The organism is Neoactinobaculum massilliense (assembly GCF_900604955.1).
Lineage (GTDB): Bacteria > Actinomycetota > Actinomycetes > Actinomycetales > Actinomycetaceae > Neoactinobaculum > Neoactinobaculum massilliense.
Genome location: NZ_UWPE01000001.1, coordinates 668,420 through 685,218, shown reverse-complemented (window position 1 = coordinate 685,218; position 16,799 = coordinate 668,420). Strand labels below are relative to the sequence as shown.

Here is a 16,799-nt window from a genome sequence, read left to right as displayed (position 1 = left end):
ACTCGAGACCGCGCCCGGGTTATCCGGCGGGCACCGGCCCGGCACGCCGGCCCCGAACGCGGCATCCTACCGGTGTACCACCGCGTTCTTCGGTACCACGGTGATACCGCCATCGCTCACATAGAAGCCGCGCTCGCGGTCATAGTCGTGATTGACCCCCAGCTGAGCGCCCTCCTCGATTTGCACGTTCTTATCCACGATGGAGCGAATGACGGTGGCGTTGCGCCCCACGTTGACGTGGTCAAACAGTACGGATTCGCGTACGGATGACCACGAATTAATACGTGCGCCGGGACTGAGCACGGAGCCCATCACCTCGCCGCCGGAAATGATCACGCCGGGGGAGACGATGGAGTCAAGGGCGTGCCCGAGCCTCTCATGGTGCCCATAGACGAACTTGGCCGGTGGAAGCCCGGTGTAGCCCGCGTAGATGGGCCAGCGATCGTTGTACAGGTTGAATTCGGGTACCACGGAGATGAGGTCCATGTTCGCCGCGTAATAGGAGTCAATGGTGCCCACGTCACGCCAGTAGTCGCGATCCAGTTCGTTGCCCTCCCCGGGGATGCGGTTCTTCGAGAAGTCGTAGACGCCGCAGTTGGCGGCCTCAACGAACATGGGCACAATCGAGCCGCCCATGTCATGCGCGGACGAGGAATCCTCCGCATCCTGATTGAGCACGTCGTAGAGCGCATCCGTGGTGAAAATGTAGTTGCCCATGGAGGCAAGGAACTGGTCCGGCGCGTCCGGTAGCCCCAGCCCCGTGGTGTCCTGCGGCTTTTCTAGGAAGCGGGTGACCTTGCGGGCGTCCTCTTTATCCGTATCAATCACTCCGAAGGACGGAGCCAGTTCCATGGGCTGGCGAATACCCGCAATGGTGAGATCAAATCCCATCTCCAGGTGCTGCTCGAGCATCTGTGAGAAATCCATGCGATAAATGTTGTCCGCACCCGTCACCACCACGTAGTCCGGTTTTTCATCCTCAATGACGTTGAGGGACTGGTAGATGGCGTCCGCGCTGCCTAAATACCAGGACTTACCCACGCGCTGCTGGGCCGGCACCGGGGCCACGTAGTTTCCCAGCAGATTGGACATACGCCAGGTGCGGGAAATATGGCGATCCAGGGAGTGGGACTTGTATTGGGTGAGCACCACTACCTGGAGAAAACCGGAGTTAACAATGTTTGATAGAGAGAAATCAATGAGCCGATAGATTCCCCCAAAGGGGACGGCCGGCTTTGCTCGGTCCTTGGTGAGAGGCATGAGACGCTTGCCCTCGCCGCCGGCCAAGACGATAGCGAGGACCCTCGGATTCTTTGTCATATCTATAGCCTAGCGGATGGTGACGCATGCCACGCAGCGGTGCGGAGTGTGGACTTTGTGGGCGTGTGAGTCCGGAACCGGTAGGGTGTGATTATGCGCATAGATCTTCTTACTCGTGAATATCCGCCCCACGTGTATGGCGGCGCTGGCGTGCACGTCACGGAATTGTCGCGTGCTCTTGCTCCACTGGCGGAGGTACACGTGCGTGCCTTCGACGGCGAACGCAGTCCTTCGGAGCTGGCGGATGTGCCGGACGGCGTGAATCTCACCGGATATTCGGCACCGGACGCGCTGGGGAAGGCTAATGGTGCCCTCAAGGCGCTGGGAACGGATCTCACCATGGTGGAGGACATTGCCGGTGCAGACATTGTCCATTCACACACGTGGTACGCAAATATGGCCGGGCATCTGGCCCATCTCTACCACGGTATTCCCCACGTGGTATCCGCTCATTCCCTCGAACCGCTGCGTCCGTGGAAACGTGAGCAACTGGGTGGGGGTTACGAGCTCTCCTCCTGGGCGGAGCGCACCGCTTACGAGGATGCGGCGGGCATTGTTGCCGTATCGCGTGGCATGCGCGAGGACATTCTGCGCGCCTACCCATCTGTGGACCCGAATCGCGTGCGGGTGATTCACAACGGCATTGATCTGGAGGCCTGGCGGGCGCCCCACAGTGAGACGGAATGGGAGGAGGCGCGCGCAATTTTCCGGACGCGTACGGGACTCGATCCGGAGAAGCCCACCGTCATCTTCGTAGGGCGAGTTACCCGTCAGAAAGGTGTTCCGTTCCTGCTGCGGGCGCTGCGCTACGTGGAGGAGGCGCAGGTAATTCTCCTGGCCGGCGCGCCGGACACCCCTGAAATTGCGGCGGAAACACGTACCCTCGTGCGCGATCTTCAAGCTTCCCGCCCCGGCGTCGTGTGGATCGAAGAACACCTGCCCCACGCGGACATTGTGGCCCTCGAATCCTGCTCCACTACGTTTGTCACGCCTTCCATCTATGAGCCGCTCGGCATCGTCAATCTGGAGGCGATGGCCTGCGGCCTGCCGGTGGTGGGCACGAACACGGGCGGAATACCGGACTGCATCGTGGACGGAGAAACCGGTCTCCTGGTGCCGATTGAGCAGAAACAGGATGGCACGGGCACGCCGCTTGATCCGGAGCAGTTTGAGAAGGATCTGGGTGAGCGCCTGGCGGCAATGGTTGGTGATCCGCAGCGCGCGGCCGCCATGGGCAGGGCCGGACGGGAGCGGGTGGAGCGCGAATTCTCCTGGGATGAAATTGCCCGGCAAACGCTCCGTTTCTACACGGACATTCTCGGCTAGTGCGGATCTGCTCCGCTAGGGTGGAAATATGCATGTGTTGACAGTCCGCGGAGCTACCGTGCGCCGCTCGGGAACCACCATTCTTGACTCCGTCTCCTGGACCGTGAATGAGGGGGAGCGGTGGGTGATCCTGGGGCCCAACGGCGCCGGGAAATCCACCCTGGTCCAGCTCATTGCCGGGCGCGTGTTCCCCACCTCCGGTCAGGCCGAGGTGGTGGGGGAGAAACTGGGTGGAACGGACCTGTCCGAACTGCGCAGTTTTATTGGCATGACATCCGCCGCCGTTGATGCGATGGTCCCGGATGATGAGACGGTTTTTGAGTCCGTTCGGACGGCCGCCTACGGTCACCTAGCTGCGTGGCGGGAAGAATTCGATGAGTCCGACGACGCGCGGGCGGGCCGGCTCCTAGCGGCGCTCGGCTTGGAGGGCATCGCGCAGCGCAGGGTGGGGGTGCTTTCCAGCGGTGAACGCAAGCGGCTGGGTATCGCCCGCGCACTCATGCCCAACCCGGAACTTCTGGTGCTTGATGAGCCGACGGAGGGGTTGGATCTGGGCGGGCGTGAGCGTGTGCTGGCCTCCCTCTCCGCCCTTGCCTCCCAGCCTTCTACGCCGGTGTTCATCATGGTGACACACCACGTGGAAGAGATTCCGGAGGGCTTTACGCATGCGCTCCTCATGGATAGTGGTCGAATCGTGGCCCAGGGGCCCATTGGTGAGGTCATCACCGCGGAGCATCTATCGACACTGTTTAAGCTACCGCTTAGCGTCAGCTATGAGAGCGGGCGATACTCGGCTCGACTGGTGCGAGAAGACGCATGATCGGGGGTGCGGTATTGAGCGGCCTCCAGCATTCCCGGGTGAAACGCTGCGATGCCGCAGCTGATGCGCAGGGTGTTAACACAGGCCGGAAGGGGGATACCGTGGGCGTTCGCGCGGAATAAGAAAGTGTACGTATATCTCTCTGATTCGATGGATGCCGCACTTGACGACTACGTGCGGCTCACGGATGTTAATCTCCGCCGCCACCTGGAAACCGAGCGTGGCCTCTACATGGCCGAATCAACCAAAGTCATTATGCGGGCCATTCAGGCGGGGCACTCCCCACGCTCCTTCCTCACCAGTCCTAAGTGGCTCCCGGATCTCACCCCCTGGGTGCGGATGGCCACCGGCCAGGACGACGGCGGACCGGTCCCGGTATACATCGCACCCGAGACGGTGCTCACCTCGATCACTGGATTCAAGGTGCACCGCGGTGCTCTGGCTGCCATGAACCGGCCGATGCTGCCGGACGTGACCGAACTGCTACGTACTGCCCGCGGCGGGAAACCGGCGCGGCGTGTGGTGGTGCTGGAGGCGCTGGTGGACCATACGAATGTCGGCGCGATTTTCCGTTCCTGCGCGGCGTTGGGCGTGGATGCGGTGCTGGTGACCGACGATTCTGCCGATCCGCTTTACCGGCGCTCTGTTCGTGTATCCATGGGCACCGTATTCCAGGTGCCGTGGACGCGTATCCCGGCGTGGCCGCGCTCCATGGACCTGCTGAAAGCTGAAGGATTCACCACGGCCGCACTGGCGCTCGCGGCGGATTCGGTATCGCTCGATGAATTTGCGGCGCTACCGGTGGTGAGCAGCCCGGATTCGAAGGTGGCCCTCATTCTGGGTACCGAGGGGGACGGTCTTAAGCACGCGACGATTGCCCACGCGGACTATTCCGTTATTATTCCGATGGCCGGCGGAGTGGATTCGCTTAATGTAGCGGCCGCGAGCGCCGTGGCGTGCTGGGAGTTACGCGTGTAGCTGTTCTCTTCGCTTCCAAGAACGTTCCTACCGTAGGGCGCGTGTGTATGGCCGGAGTGCGAGCTGCGTGCCACCTTCACGGTGGGAAGCCGGGTATGCCCGGTCGCTCCGGTGGGCATTTTCGGCCCAAAGTGTGGGCGTGGCGGATTCGATTCTCGAAAGCCGGGTGGCTTATGCGATGGCGGGTACAGTACGCCGTCGGCGGGAATCCTTGGGGATGACGCAGGAGCAGCTTTCCCTTGCCTCGGGCGTGAATCGCTCCACTATTCAGGACTTAGAGTCAGGGCATTCGGATCATAAGTCGGAGCGGCCGGCAAACCCGCGCATGATGACTATTCTGCGTCTCGCCGACGCGCTTGATCTTCCCGTTTCTGAACTGCTTGAGCCCGTGCAGGAGCGCTACGATTTCGAAAAAGCGCGGCTGGCGGAGGAAAGCACACAGTAGCGGGGTGTGCACCGCTTGTGTACGGACGGTGCGCTTGCACTGGACGTGAGCGAAAACCTACGACGTCGGCATAAGGAAGAAACGAACCATGTTCGCTTGCGGCGTAAATGGGCCTAGTCCGCTAGGAAAAATTCGTGGCGCCATCAAATCCCACCTGTCGCCAGGCTTCATAAACGGCGATGGCGGTAGCGTTTGAGAGGTTAAGTGAGCGCCGGCGGGGCAGCATGGGGATACGTAGTGCCATGGTGACCTCGGGGCGGGCGAGAACGCGAGCGGGAATGCCGGTGGGTTCGGGGCCGAACATGAGAGCATCGCCGTCCCGATAGGCAATATCCGCGTAGTTATTTTCTGTATGGCCCGTGAAGCCGAAAATGCGCGCGGGGGCGACATTCGCGAGGAAAGCGTCGAAATTCTTGTGAATATGGACGTCGGCAAGATCGTGATAGTCAAGGCCGGCGCGCTTCAAATGCTTATCCGAGAAATCGAAGCCGAGCGGCTCGATGAGATGGAGGGTGGCGCCGGTGCATGCGGCGAGGCGAATGGCGGCACCGGTATTGCCGGGAATTCGCGGCTCATAGTAAACGATATGGAACACGGTGCCACAGCCTAGTGGAGGCGACGGTCAACGTGTGTGGCGGGCCGTGGTTGGTGGGTGCACATGTGGTGGTGTGCGACCACTGTCGGAGCCTGCCTCTACTCTCATATTCGAACACTTGTTCGATTACAGTATGTGCTGAAGGGAGAAACCATGGCGGCAACGAAACTAGACGCAGCGCGTGCGGTGCTGGCGGCTGCGGAAGAATCCGTGGGATTGGTGACTGCGCATCCGCGTGGAAAAGAATGGGAGGTTGCCGCAGGCGGATGGCATGTGCCGGAGGAATTGGGTGTGCTCTTTCCGCGTGGCGTGGCACCCGGACAAACTTTTGCCACCTTTGGCTCGCGGCTGGCTGCTGTTCTTTTGGCCTCTATTCCTTCCTCGCAGGGTGCCTGGATGGCGTGTATCGGCATTCCGGATATGGGGTGGGGAGCGGCAGCCGGGCTCGGTGTGGACCTTTCTCATACGGTAACGGTGCCCCGCGTAGGGGAGGTAAACGCATCCCGCGTACTCACGGCCGCTATTGACGGTTTCCAGGTGGTGATAGTGGGGTGCGGTGTACGCCTAGATCGTGGGGCGCGGCGCGCACTGGCGCGGCGCGCTCTCACCCGCGGCACGCTGCTGATCGGTGAGGAATGGGCGGCGCGCGAAAAACTTGCCGCACGGTTCATCGGCGCGGAGGGAATGAACGCCGGTAAAGGACATCTGCGTGCGCTCCGGGTGGAACTGCGGGGCGGCGGGGCGGCGCTGCGCATTCTTCTCACGGATCAAGGCTGGCAGCTTGATAATCCGGTGCTTGCAGCTGTACCCGATGTTGCACCGGCTCCTGCGGCTGTAACCACCGGTGCGGTGGACATGCCTGTACCCGCGGCCGCTACTACTGTGCCCACGGGAAGGGAAGCGGGGGTAGATACGCCCAGCCGGAGCGGACTCCACGTGGTGGCCTCATGAGGCAAATGGCCGTATGGATCCCCGATTGGCCTATTACGGCCGCAGAAATGGCGGGCGTGGCGCCGGTGGGCGAACCGGCGGCGGTGCTGGGCGGGCGTGGGATAGTGGCGGCGAACGCGTGGGCGCGCTCGCTGGGTATCAGTGCGGGTATGAAGAAGCGGCATGCCCAGTCCCTCTGCCCAGAACTCACGGTAATCCCGGTGGACACTGCGCGGGATACCCGCATGTTTGAACCCGTGCTCCGCGCCCTGGATCGACTGGTGGCTCGGCTTACCATACGTGAGCCCGGCAATGTGATCTTCCCGGTGTGTGGGGCGGCGCGTGCTAATGGTGGTGAAGAGGCACTGGCGGACGCCGTAGGGGGAGAAGTAGCCACTATTGCCGGCTGCGAAGCTCGGGTGGGAGTTGCTGAAGGGACGCTGGCTGCGCTACTGGCAGCTCGATCCGAGCGATTGGTGCCCGCCGCATCTACGCGAGCTTTTCTTGCCTCTCAGCCGGTAAGCACGCTGCTGTTAGGTGCCACTTCGCCTGCGGCCCGTGCGGATATGAGCCACGTGGTGGATCTTCTGGACCGCTTGGGGGTGCGTACGCTGGGAGCCGTACACGCCCTGGGACGTAGCGCACTCATCACGCGTTTCGGCATGGACGGTGTGACAGCGTGGAACCTCGCCTCGGGGCAGGACATAACAGAGGTATTGGGGAAACGCTCCATTCCGGTAATCAATGTGACTCGTGCGTTCGAACCGCCACTTGATGTGGCAGAACAGGCCGCATTTGCCGCCCGTGCCATGAGCGAAGAACTAACGCAGGCGATGGCCGTACGCGGCGTTGGCGGGGGAGAGCTGGCTATTACAGCCACCACGGAGGCAGGAGAATTCACCCGCAGCTGGATGATAGATGGCGGGCAACAAAAGGACCTGACGGATCGGGTGCGCTGGCAGCTAGCCGCCTGGATTAATAGCGGGGAAAGCGGCGGCGCCCTTTCTCGACTCACCCTGTGTCTGTCCCATACGGTGGCGCTGGGCAGCCGGCCGGAGACCCTGTGGGGTGGGCGCGGCGAACATGCGGTAGCGGCGGCACGCGGGGCTGAGCGCATTCAATCCATCCTTGGCGAAGATGCCGTGCGTGCGCCACGGGACAAAGGTGGACGTACACCTCAGGAACGCTATCGGGAAGAAACATGGGGTACGCCAGAAACGCCCGCCCCGCATCTACCCTGGCCCGGGCACATCCCCGATCCCGCACCCGTGGTGATCCCAACAGGCGAGGTATCCGTGGCACTCACCGGGGCATGCGGCCACGCACTGGGTGTATCCGGTAACGGGCAACTGGTGTGCACGGCAGGCTGTGCCACGGCCGTACCCACCGCCCTTATCTCCGGGCGACGCGCCACCCGCATTACTAATTTCGCCGGCCCCTGGGTCATGGAACAGCGCTGGTGGGATCCACACACAGCGCAGCGGCGCGCCTATCTTCAGGTAGTGCTATCAGAGGGAGCAGCGCTCCTCTACACGGAACATGGCACATGGCGAGAGGCGGGCAGCTATGTCTAGCGTTGCCTACGCGGAATTACATGCCCACTCCGCCTACTCATTCCTTGACGGCGCATCGCTGCCCGAGGAACTTGTCGAGCGCAGCGTAGAACTGGGCCTCAGCGCTCTGGCACTCACAGACCACAATGGTTTCCCCGGGATCATTCAACTGTCGGAAGCGGCCCGTGACGTGGGGCTGCCCGTCGTCGTTGGAACAGAACTGGCGGTAGGCACCGCCGAGCCGCGGGTGGGGAGCCCGGATCCCGCTGGCGATCACGTGGTTATCCTGGCGCGCTCGCCCCGAGGCTATACGGCGCTGTCGCGAGCGGTGGGCGGGGCACAACTAGCCAGCGGTAAAAAGGGTGAGGCGCACTATACGCTGCCCGAATTAGCGGGGTGTGCGCAGGACTGGATGGTGCTCACAGGATGCCGAAAAGGCTCCGTGCGTCGAGCCCTTGAATCCGAACCTGTCTGGGCGGAGGACGCTGCGGGGCGTGCATTAACCGAACTGCAGGACCTCTTCGGTAGGGATAACGTAGCGGTGGAATTGACCGCCACCGGTGAACCGCTGGATGCGGAACGAAACGACGTGCTTGTCCGGGTGGCTCGGCGTGCCGGAGCCCCGGCCATCGTTACCGGCAACGTGCACTATGCCCGGCCGCAGGACCGCAAGATAGCGGACATTCTGGCCGCCACCCGCGCGGGGTGTGCGCTCGCGGATATGGATGGCTATCTGCCGGCTGCCGGCTCCTACCTACGCTCAGGGGAGCAGATGCTGGCGCTGCATGGCGGCAGGCAGCGCAATATTGAGGCTGCCGCAGCTCTGGCGCAGGACTGTGCTTTCGATCTGGCCCTGGTGGCACCCAGCTTGCCGCCGTTCCCTGTGCCGGCAGGTCATACGGAAACCACCTGGCTGGCCGAACTGGTACGCCGGGGAGCAACCGCGCGCTACAGCACCCGCGCCGCCAACCCCACCGCCTGGGCGCAGATCGACCACGAAATGACCGTGATTAAGCAGCTTAAATTCCCCGGCTATTTCCTTATTGTCCACGAAATCGTGGAGTTCTGCGCCGCCCGTAATATCTGGTGTCAGGGGCGCGGCTCGGCGGCAAACTCCGCCGTCTGCTACGCGCTGGGCATTACGGCGGTGGACGCAGTGCGCCACAAAATGCTCTTCGAGCGTTTCCTATCACCCGGCCGTTCCGGCCCACCGGATATTGACCTGGACATTGAATCCGGACGGCGTGAAGAAGTAATCCAGCACGTTTATCAGCGGTATGGACGCATGTGCGCCGCCCAGGTGGCGAACGCAGTCACCTATCGGCCCCGTTCCGCCATTCGCGATGTGGCCAAGGCACTGGGGTATTCATCCGGCCAGGCGGAAGGATGGTCCGGATCCATCGAACACCGCACCCCACGTCAGCGTGGACGCGTTCCAGACCCCACCAAGGAGGCACATGCCGCGGCCGAAAAAGCCCTGCCACGGTCAGCCACGTTCACCGCACGCTGGGACACGTCCCATGTTCCCCACGACGTCGCTGTCCTCGCCTCTCACCTTCAACGGCTACCGCGTCACCTGGGTATTCACTCCTCCGGTATGGTGATTGCGGATCGGCCTGTCATCGACGTATGCCCGGTGGAGTGGGCCACCATGCCCGGGCGCACGGTGCTCCAGTGGGATAAGGACGACTGCGCGGCCGCCGGATTCGTCAAATTCGATCTACTGGGCCTAGGAATGCTCACCGCGCTGCGCCTGGCATTCACGGAGCTCGGCGCTCGCGGGTTGCGGGCCCCGGATGGTAACGAGCTGGGTCTGCACAACCTCCCGCAGGAGGATCCGCGCGTTTATGCACTGCTACAGGCGGCGGATACGGTGGGTGTTTTCCAGGTTGAATCACGTGCCCAAATGGCTACGCTCCCCAGACTTCGCCCCAAAACGTTCTACGACATCGTTATCGAGGTGGCGCTTATCCGTCCCGGTCCCATTCAGGGAAATTCCGTCAACCCCTACATTCGCCGCCGACGCGGGGAGGAACCGGTTACCTATCTTCATCCCTCGCTTAAACCCGCACTGGAGAAAACGCTGGGCATCCCACTGTTCCAGGAGCAACTCATGCAGATTGCGATCGATGCCGCCGGGTTCAGCCCCGCTGCCGCAGATCGGTTGCGTAAAGCTATGGGATCCAAACGCTCTCTAGAGAAAATGGAGGCGCTCCGGATGGATCTGATGGCGGGTATGAAGAAACGCGGTATTTCATACGATGCGGCAGAACGCATATATGAAAAGCTTAAAGCATTCGCCGAGTTTGGTTTCCCCGAATCACACGCGTTTTCCTTTGCCTACCTGGTGTATGCCTCCGCGTGGCTGAAGGTGCATCATCCTGAGGCGTTCTACCTGGGCATTCTGAATGCGCAGCCCATGGGCTTCTATTCGCCGCAAACGCTGGTGGCAGATGCACGCACCCACGGCGTATCCGTACTACCTCCGGATGTGACTGTGTCAGCCGCACAGGCCTCGCTGGAGGAAACGGCGCCGCGGCCACTGCGGCCTCACCCGCTGGTGGACGCGTGCCCCACCCGCGCCATAAGGCTGGGGCTCAATACGGTAAAAGGGCTGGGGGAGGCGGCCGAACGCATTGTGGCAGCCCGCGCTACACCGTTTACGGACACCGCTGACCTGGCGCGACGCGCGGGGCTCTCGGAACATGACCTCGAAGCGCTGGCCACGGCCGGTGCGCTGCGGTCACTGGGGATGAGCCGGCGGCGGGGCGTGTGGTTGGCGCACACACTCGGGCAGAAACCAGAACGCGCGGGTCGCTACTATCAGCCCGCGCTCCCCGGTACTGAGCCGGTGGGAAAGGCGCCTGCACTCGCAACAATGACCGAGGCGGAGGAGGTGGCCGCGGATCTTGTCTCCACCGGTCTGTCCACGGGGCGCTATCCCACGGAATTTCTTCGGCCTGCGCTTACGAAGCGGGGCGTGGTGACTGTGGCCGATACAGTCAACGCCGAGGAACATACGCGCATTCGTGTGGCCGGGATCGTTACGCACCGGCAGCGCCCCATGACGGCCAATGGCATCACCTTCCTCTCTCTCGAGGATGAAACCGGACTTCTTAACGTGCTCTGTTCTCCGGCGTTGTGGGAGCGTCATAAAACGGTCGCATGCACTGCGCAAGCTTTGGTGGTGCGCGGCGTGGTGGAGAAGTCCGATGGCGCCGTGGTATTTGTGGCGGATGGGCTAGAAGCGCTTCCGCTTCGTCTCCCGCTTAAGTCGCGTGATTTCCGCTAGGGGCGCGTAATGGTCCGCGCGATAGACTTTCGCGAGAATTGAGGAGGGTACATGTCAGCATGGAAATCTCTGTGGCAGATCGCGAAACGCGGCGGCCCACTTCTCATTACTGCGCTGGTGACGGCCGGTCCGGAGGTGGAGCGTTTTCTCAGGCATAACCCGAAGCTGCGGGCTGCGCTCCGCTCTAAGCTCTCCCGCGGCGGCGGACGGCAGGACCACGGTGGCACCGGCGCACAGCGCAAGTGGCGCCGCGGCACCCGGGTGGTGCTCGAGGAGCGCGTCCAAGTGCTGCGTGAGCACGTCACCTATATGTTCGCCTCCGCTCAAACGGCCGAGGCGGCCGAGAGCGCTTCTCGGTGGCGCCGGGAACTTGAGTCCATCAGCGCCGCGCTTCCTGTCCTCGACGCAATGAGCCCTGCGCGGCGGCGAGCCACACGCCGCTCCCTCGAACAGCGTCTCGACCGGTTATCCGTGCAAATTCTGTCGGCCACCTTCGGGGAGGATATTGAAGATGCGCATCTAGTAGATGGCAACGAATAGTTCCAGTGCGAGATACTTCACGCGAAATTGAGAATCTCCGCGGTGGAGTAGCGGCATATCCCGTGCTAAGGTTTTATCCGTTGTTCACCCGCGCGGGTGGCGGAATAGGTAGACGCGCTAGCTTGAGGTGCTAGTTCCTGAACAAAAAGGGAGTGGGGGTTCAAGTCCCCCTCCGCGCACAGAGGTCCCGCGGCACAGTAAAGTGTGTCGCGGGATTTTTGCTATCGGGCGGCGTCGAGTCATGCAGCTTAGACTATGCCGCATGACTGCTCCAGTTCTTCATACTCAGCGATTTGTTCTCACCGAACCGCGCGAGGCCGACGCGTCCGCTGTTGCGCGGATTTGCTCCGACGCCACGATCCAGCGTTGGACCACGGTGCCCAGCCCCTACACGGAATCGGATGCGAAAGCGTTCATTGCGGCGAATTCGGGAGCCAACTGGAATCCGGAGTTGCCCACCTTCTTTGTGCGTGAGCAACAGGATGGGGATCCCATCGCCTGTGTTGGACTCTCCAGCAATGGTGCAGGTGTTCCAAGCCCCGCCATCTGGGTCGCACCAGAGCAGCGTGGCCGCGGCGTCGTCACGGAGGCGGTTAACAGAATCCTTGACTATGCCTTTGACACGCTCGGTCTGCCGGCCGTGCGCTGGAGCGTTGAATACAGTGACGGGGAGCCTAATTGGGCCTCGCTCAGGGTGGCCTGGAAACTGGGCTTCACCTTCGAGGGTCGTCAGCGTGCAGCCCAGACCAATAAGGGGCGGGTGGTGGATCTGTTCACCGCGTCCCTGCGTAGGGATGAGCCCCGCCGGCCCCAACATGCATGGTTCGGTCCGGATCCGCGCCATCCCGCCTACGGTGATGCGCGCCAGCCCGAAGCCCTGGTACGCCAATTCCATGAAATCTACGGTCTACCTATTGTTACGGACGGCCCCAATGCTGATCGAGAGCGTATTCATCTGCGTCTTAGGCTCGTCGCCGAGGAGTTCAGCGAACTCGTGACGGCCAGCTACGGACGTGCAGCCGGAGAACGCATCGTGGCCGCCTTCCGTGAGGCCGAGCAAATGGATGACCACACACGCGACACCGTGGAAGTAGCGGATGCGCTGGGTGATCTGGTCTATGTCATCTACGGTATGGCTCTTGAGCTCGGCATCCCCATGCGCGATGTACTGGCGGAAATCCAGGCGTCCAACCTCTCCAAGCTGGGTGATGACGGCAAGCCCATCTACCGGGAGGACGGCAAGGTGCTCAAGGGTTCGCATTACTTCCGTCCCGATTTGCGTCGTGTCCTCGGGCTCTAGTACGACGCCGCCCGCTCGCCCAGGTAGGTGACGCGATCACCCGGGCGAGCGTGGGCATCGGCGTCGGCAAAAAGGCGAAGCCGGGCCCCGGAAACACAGCGCGAAACGGTTGGCGCGACGGTGGCGTACCGCGCTACGATGGCGCCATGGCTACTGACCCTCGCTCCGCGCTTGACCGGCTGATCGGAGCCCTTGAAACGTTCCACCAGGCCGCCACTACGGCGGGGGATCCTGACGCGGACTCGGTGATCGAGGCGTCGGATGCCCTAGCGGACGCCTACACCATCTACGATGACGTCATTTTCACGGAGTTCGGCGTGGAGTCCCCGCTGGATATCTATGCCGATGATGACGATGAGGATGACGCCGACGAGTATGAATACTACGACGGCGATGATGAGCTAGATGATGACGTCGACTTCGATGAGGACGACGTCGACGACGAGTAGGTGCTAGCGAGGCCAGTGAGTCGCTAGAGCGCGCTCACAGACGCGTCCGAAAGCGCCTCCATCACAATCTGCGGAAGCGTATCCACGGTTTCGAGCGTGGCTGCCAGTTGCGCGGCTGTGCGAGCACCCACCACGGCGGATGAAATTGAGGTGGAGAGCAGCCAACCGAGAGCGACGTCGGCTGCGGAACGTCCCAGTCCATCGGCGGCGCGTACCACGGCTTCGACAATGCGCCGCGCAGGCTCCGTTAGATAGGGGTCCACGAACGCGGCCAGATGCTCAGATGCGGCACGGGACGTGGGTGGAATGGAATGACGGTACTTTCCAGTGAGAACGCCGCGCCCCAGTGCAGAGGTAGCCAGCACACCCATGCCGAGATGGGCGGCCAGCGGCAGTAGGTCACGTTCGGGAGAGCGCTCTAGCAGCGAGTACTCGGTCATCACGGCCCTCAGGGGCTCCACCCTGCGCTCCTTGAGGAGCGTTGCCACCGCCGCCGCACGCCACGCCGGATAACCGGAAATACCGATGTAGCGTGCCCGCCCGGAGGCCGCCACGGATGCGAGCGCCAGCGCTGTTTCCTCATCGGTGGCTACCGGATCCGGGCCGGCAAGCACCAGCAGGTCAACGTGATCCGTGCCGAGCCGCATGAGCGTGGCATCTAGTCCATCCAAAATGGCGCTGCGCCCAGAAGCGGGGGATGCCCCGTGATAGCCCGTTCGTGCGCACAGCACCAGGTCCGCTCGATCGAACGCGCCGTCCAGCAGATGCCCCACCGTGGTCTCGGCCGCGCCACCCCCGAACGCGGGTGAGGTATCAACGAGGGTGCCGCCGGCGTCGAGAAACGCCTGTAACTGTCCGGCCGCCTCATCCTCGGTGGTGTCACGTCCCCACGTGAGCGTGCCGAGTCCCACCTCCGAAACTTGAAGGCCACTGGATCCCACATGACGTTGTTGCATAGGGCAAGCCTAGCGTGAGCGGTGCAACGCGCCGAGTTTCGTGCATGTACAGAACGGTGCCCTATGCTTTCGCCGTGACTTACATCGAAGCGGCCCTACTGGGCCTTATTCAAGGGCTCACGGAGTTTCTCCCTATTTCCTCCTCCGCGCACATTCGCATTTTCGGGGACTTGTTCAACTGGGGTGACCCGGGGGCGGCGTTCACGGCTGTCATCCAATTGGGTACGGAAGCGGCGGTTATTACCTTCTTCTGGAAGGATATTGTTCGCATTATTTCCAAGTGGTTCCGCGCGCTTTCAAAGAAGTCAAGCGTGACGCAGCAGGATCCGGATGTTCGCATGGGCTGGATCGTGATTATTGGCACCCTGCCCATCGGCATTCTTGGACTGCTGCTGTCGAACGTCATCGAGACGACGCTGCGAAACCTCTACATTACGGCCACCGTGCTCATTGTGTTCGGCCTGATTCTGGGGTGGGCGGACCGCTACAGCCGGCGCACGAAGGAAATGGAAAAGATGGGATTGCGCGACGGTTTCCTGATGGGCCTCGGCCAGGCGCTGGCGCTCATCCCGGGTGTATCCCGCTCGGGCGGCACCATTACCACCGGGTTACTGCTGGGTTACACGCGCGAGGCTGCAGCCCGCGTCTCCTTCCTCCTCGCCATCCCGGCCGTGGTGCTGTCCGGTTTCTATCAGCTCTTCAAGTACGCGGGCACGGCTCAGCTTGTAGCCGGTCCCACCATCGTGGCCACGATCATCTCATTCGTGGTGGGTTACGTCATCATTGGCTGGTTCCTTAAGCTGGTATCCACGAAGTCCTACCAGGGGTTTGTATGGTATCGCGTGGTGGTCGGTATCCTCGTGATGGTGGGTCTCGCCTTCGGGGCGCTCTCTGTGTATTAGGACCGCGATAGCCGGCGCGTATTAGTGGGGTGCTCGCCCGGTCCGCGACGCCGGGTGGGCACGTTACGACGCCGGTGTGCGTCGGACGGCCTCGGGCGGACAAGCGGGCAACCCGCGGCGTGCAATCCTGGGCGCGTAGCCGAACAGAAGGGATGGACAGGATGGAAACGTGGGCGTGTCAGGACCTGGAGCAACTGGGCGAATTGCCGCCGCTGCGGCTCTTCGATTCAGCCCAGCAGACAGTGCGCGAGGTCGATGCCGCCCATCCCACCCTCTACACATGCGGCATCACACCGTACGACGCCACCCACCTGGGGCATGCTTTCACCTATCTCATGGCCGATACGCTGTTGCGCTATTGGCTGGCGGCCGGAAAAGCGCCGGTGTATGCCCAGAATGTTACGGATATCGATGACCCTCTTTTTGAACGTGCCGCTGCGACGGGGGTGGATTGGCGGCAACTTGCCGATTCGCAGATTGCGCTGTTCCGCTCGGATATGGCTGCCCTGGGTGTGGTACCGCCGAGCCGCTGGATTGCGGTGTCGGAGATTCTGGATCCGCTGGAGGAAACCGTGCGGGCACTGGAAGCCCGTCATATTACCTATCGGCTGCCCAACGGTGACGGGTCGGAGGACATTTATCTGGATCTGACGGCGGACCCGAATTTCGCCCAGGCCCCCGTGTTCGCTCAGAGTAATCTTGCGGCACTGTTCGATGAGCACGGCGGTGATTCCACCCGCCCGGGTAAGCACCATCCGCTTGACCAGCAACTGTGGAAGGGCGTGCGTGGGGATAATTTCCGGCCGGATGGTGGGGCGCCCGGCGCATGGCGCCCCGGGTGGCATATTGAATGCGCGTATATTGCTCGCCGCGTGCTGGGCCGAGATATCGCGGTCCAGGCGGGTGGGCGCGATCTGCTCTTCCCTCACCACGAAATGAGCGAATCGCTCCTCCGAACGGCATTCGGAGCGCCGGCCACGGTGACATTCCATATGCATGCCGGCATGGTGGCCTACCGGGGAGAAAAAATGTCCAAATCGCTGGGCAACCTGGTGCGAGTCAGCGAACTGATGAAAGCCGGCCACGATGCCCAGGCCGTTCGCCTCATGATCCTCGCGCATCATTACCGGGATGACTGGGAATACACGGATGAGGATATGCGCCGTGCGGAGCAGCGCCTGGCCGCCTGGCGCCACGCGGCGGGGCATGATGCGTCTACCGGGGACGGCGGCAGCATCTCGGCACGCAGCGTTGCCGCGGCCATCGCCGCGGATCTTGATACACCGCGCGCGCTGGCGGTCGTGGACCGCTGGGCCGCCGCTCCATCCGGCTATCCCATGCCCGTGGTGCTCACCGTGCGGGCGCTGCTGGGCATCGATTTGCTTAGGTAGGC

Annotated in this window: 15 protein-coding genes and 1 tRNA gene; 13 read left to right on the top strand and 3 right to left on the bottom strand. The window is 62.5% G+C overall.

All coding sequences use genetic code 11. The annotated features are described in order from the left end of the window. Positions 1-66: 66 nt before the first annotated feature. On the bottom strand, positions 67-1,320 hold the full coding sequence (gene glgC, locus EIH27_RS03030) for a glucose-1-phosphate adenylyltransferase (protein WP_124039492.1): 1,254 nt from the start codon (positions 1,318-1,320) through the stop codon (positions 67-69). A 93-nt stretch (positions 1,321-1,413) separates the two neighbouring features. Between glgC and glgA the strand changes: the two genes are divergently transcribed. The 4 genes from glgA (at position 1,414) to EIH27_RS03010 (ending at position 4,889) form a co-directional block, all read left to right on the top strand. After that, a complete protein-coding gene (gene glgA, locus EIH27_RS03025; RefSeq protein WP_124039491.1) occupies positions 1,414-2,646 on the top strand; it encodes a glycogen synthase in 1,233 nt (410 codons plus the stop codon). A 28-nt stretch (positions 2,647-2,674) separates the two neighbouring features. Further along, positions 2,675-3,466: an ABC transporter ATP-binding protein gene (locus EIH27_RS03020; protein ID WP_124039490.1), complete on the top strand. Its 792-nt coding sequence runs from the start codon at positions 2,675-2,677 to the stop codon at positions 3,464-3,466. A gap of 150 nt (positions 3,467-3,616) precedes the next feature. Then, positions 3,617-4,444: a TrmH family RNA methyltransferase gene (locus EIH27_RS03015; RefSeq protein ID WP_420892143.1), complete on the top strand. Its 828-nt coding sequence runs from the start codon at positions 3,617-3,619 to the stop codon at positions 4,442-4,444. 139 nt (positions 4,445-4,583) lie between these two features. Beyond that, complete coding sequence (locus EIH27_RS03010) at positions 4,584-4,889, top strand: helix-turn-helix domain-containing protein (RefSeq protein WP_124039488.1); 306 nt, start codon at positions 4,584-4,586, stop codon at positions 4,887-4,889. A gap of 121 nt (positions 4,890-5,010) precedes the next feature. Here the strand turns inward: EIH27_RS03010 and EIH27_RS03005 are convergent, their stop codons facing one another. Next, on the bottom strand, positions 5,011-5,484 hold the full coding sequence (locus EIH27_RS03005; protein ID WP_124039487.1) for a tRNA (cytidine(34)-2'-O)-methyltransferase: 474 nt from the start codon (positions 5,482-5,484) through the stop codon (positions 5,011-5,013). Positions 5,485-5,637: 153 nt separating this feature from the next. Here EIH27_RS03005 and EIH27_RS03000 point away from each other — a divergent pair, with 153 nt between their 5' ends. From EIH27_RS03000 to EIH27_RS02970, 7 genes are all read left to right on the top strand, one after another. Continuing rightward, positions 5,638-6,435 carry a hypothetical protein gene (locus tag EIH27_RS03000; protein WP_124039486.1) on the top strand — a complete coding sequence of 266 codons (798 nt, stop codon included), beginning with the start codon at positions 5,638-5,640 and terminating at the stop codon, positions 6,433-6,435. After that, on the top strand, positions 6,432-7,988 hold the full coding sequence (locus EIH27_RS02995; protein WP_124039485.1) for a Y-family DNA polymerase: 1,557 nt from the start codon (positions 6,432-6,434) through the stop codon (positions 7,986-7,988). Before EIH27_RS03000 ends, EIH27_RS02995 begins: the two co-directional genes overlap by 4 nt. Further along, positions 7,981-11,259, top strand: a complete 3,279-nt coding sequence (locus tag EIH27_RS02990) for an error-prone DNA polymerase (RefSeq protein ID WP_124039484.1) — start codon at positions 7,981-7,983, stop codon at positions 11,257-11,259. The genes EIH27_RS02995 and EIH27_RS02990 overlap by 8 nt, the downstream gene beginning before the upstream one ends. Before the next feature lie 51 nt (positions 11,260-11,310). Beyond that, the gene (locus tag EIH27_RS02985; protein ID WP_124039483.1) at positions 11,311-11,799 is read left to right on the top strand and encodes a hypothetical protein; all 489 of its coding nucleotides are present in this window, start codon (positions 11,311-11,313) and stop codon (positions 11,797-11,799) included. 90 nt (positions 11,800-11,889) lie between these two features. Beyond that, positions 11,890-11,978 (top strand) — tRNA-Leu (locus tag EIH27_RS02980). An 83-nt stretch (positions 11,979-12,061) separates the two neighbouring features. Next, positions 12,062-13,099 (top strand): GNAT family N-acetyltransferase, encoded by a 1,038-nt coding sequence (locus tag EIH27_RS02975; protein ID WP_124039482.1) that lies wholly within the window; start codon positions 12,062-12,064, stop codon positions 13,097-13,099. A gap of 146 nt (positions 13,100-13,245) precedes the next feature. After that, positions 13,246-13,548 carry a hypothetical protein gene (locus EIH27_RS02970; RefSeq protein WP_124039481.1) on the top strand — a complete coding sequence of 101 codons (303 nt, stop codon included), beginning with the start codon at positions 13,246-13,248 and terminating at the stop codon, positions 13,546-13,548. A 23-nt stretch (positions 13,549-13,571) separates the two neighbouring features. On the opposite strand, the gene EIH27_RS02965 is transcribed toward EIH27_RS02970, so the two are convergent. Continuing rightward, on the bottom strand, positions 13,572-14,504 hold the full coding sequence (locus tag EIH27_RS02965) for an aldo/keto reductase (protein WP_124039480.1): 933 nt from the start codon (positions 14,502-14,504) through the stop codon (positions 13,572-13,574). 74 nt (positions 14,505-14,578) lie between these two features. Between EIH27_RS02965 and EIH27_RS02960 the strand changes: the two genes are divergently transcribed. Both EIH27_RS02960 and EIH27_RS02955 read left to right on the top strand, forming a co-directional pair. Next, on the top strand, positions 14,579-15,406 hold the full coding sequence (locus tag EIH27_RS02960) for an undecaprenyl-diphosphate phosphatase (protein ID WP_124039479.1): 828 nt from the start codon (positions 14,579-14,581) through the stop codon (positions 15,404-15,406). A gap of 152 nt (positions 15,407-15,558) precedes the next feature. Continuing rightward, a complete protein-coding gene (locus tag EIH27_RS02955; RefSeq protein ID WP_241152945.1) occupies positions 15,559-16,797 on the top strand; it encodes a class I tRNA ligase family protein in 1,239 nt (412 codons plus the stop codon). The last annotated feature ends 2 nt before the right edge of the window (positions 16,798-16,799 follow it).